Origin of the sequence: Bacillus haikouensis (assembly GCF_013179555.1) — a bacterium.
GTDB classification, from domain to species: Bacteria; Bacillota; Bacilli; order Bacillales; family Bacillaceae_B; genus Rossellomorea; species Rossellomorea haikouensis_A.
The window spans coordinates 1-1,576 of the sequence record NZ_JABMCR010000512.1; the positions used below are offsets into that span (position 1 = coordinate 1).

The 1,576-nt window shown below is 41.9% G+C and carries 2 protein-coding genes; both read left to right on the top strand.

What is annotated here, in order from left to right; translation table 11 throughout:
• Positions 1-580 (top strand): DUF4912 domain-containing protein (locus HP456_RS23780; protein ID WP_172255627.1); only part of this gene is annotated, 580 nt, incomplete at its 5' end.
• Positions 577-1,576 (top strand): polysaccharide deacetylase family protein (locus tag HP456_RS23785; protein ID WP_172255629.1); only part of this gene is annotated, 1,000 nt, incomplete at its 3' end. The genes HP456_RS23780 and HP456_RS23785, both read left to right, overlap by 4 nt.

A 1,576-nucleotide genomic window follows, 5' to 3' on the forward strand; every position in this document is an offset into this window, starting at 1 on the left:
GAATGGCGAAGCGCAATCCGTGGCCGCGAAGACGGTAGTGAAACAATCGGGTAAACGGATGGGCAGGGTGAAGAAAAAGCCTGCATTGGGGTCTCGTAAATCGAATAATATACCGGGCACTCATGACCTCACGATTACATATTCAACAGGTACACGTATTTATTGTTACTGGACGATCTCTAAAGAGTGGGTGGATCATATGAAGGCCCATTTTAACCTGGACACGGCGTCACCATATGTCCTCAGATTATATGATATCACTTCCATCACTTTCAACGGTCACAATCATCATTCGTTTATGGACTCTTATGTACCATATTCAGAGTCAGACTGGTTTCTTAATGGTCTGAAGGAGAATAGAAGCTATTGTATGGACGTAGGGCTGCGTTTACCTTCAGGAGAATTCATTGCCATTAAGCGTTCGAATGTCATCCATACCCCGCGGTTTACCTGGGAATCGGAATTTCATAGTTTGAAAGAGTTGAAAGAGTTTGAACAAGGAAGTATGAGAGAACCGAAATGGGTGGAACATGTCAGTACCTATTCTTATTATGTGATGAATCAGGGGGATAAAACATGAACGAGAGGCATTCAGTAGTGATTTTTCCACAATTTCATGAAGCTTTGATGGGGATGGAGGATCGTAAACATCGTGAAGAAACGTATTCCATCCTGTTCAAAGAACATATAAATCTGATCAATTTATTAAATGAAAATAAAGGTGAGCCCATTCCCATCATCCTGAATCCTCTTTTATTTTGTTTCATTTCAACAGACGAATTCAAGACTGCGGCAGATGCATTCCTGCATTCAATGCTGCGGGGGGAACAGGCAGAAAAGGAAAAGTGGATACACATCTATTCTCAATGGGTGAAGTGGAACAAAGATTTAACAAAAGCATATAGAAATCTGTTGGAGGACGGAAAAGCCATCCTCGTACCAACTTCTGTGAATTCGCTTCCCCTGACTCATTACCGCACCTCCAGAGGATTGGAAATCCAGGTCAGGGTGAGTATTGAATGTTTTAAGAGGTATATGGGTGATCGCCCAAAATTGTTTTGGCTCCCTCAAGCTGCTTATTTGCCGGGACTTGACCTCTACCTTCTTGAGGAAGGAATTGAAGCTTCCTTCATTTCTTCTTTCTCTTACACATTCAGTGAAAAAGAAGAGGAGGAAGAGGTAATCCGAAGTCCGAGAGGGTTGAAATTGATTCCGGTTATTGATCGGGTTGGTTTGGAGCGCTTGGATACTAATGATTCTGCAGGCATCGTTCTTTTTCCGCTTATATTGGATGGAAATGAAAAGGAGACTTGTAAAGAATATTTACCGTCCTCCATCAGCAGGTGGCTCAATGCCCCTTCTACACTTGCAAGAATTGGATTCGGATATTTAGGGATGGAAAATCAGGGTCCGATATTAGAGGATGAAACGATGAAAAATATGCGTAAAGTCCATGAAATGGAAGATACGTTGGAGAAAATAAGTTCCCATGTCGATAAAAGAAGTCCTGGCTACTATCAAATAACGAGAGAATTCATTATGGCACTACAAGGATTGCATGAAGGCCGGTTTGATA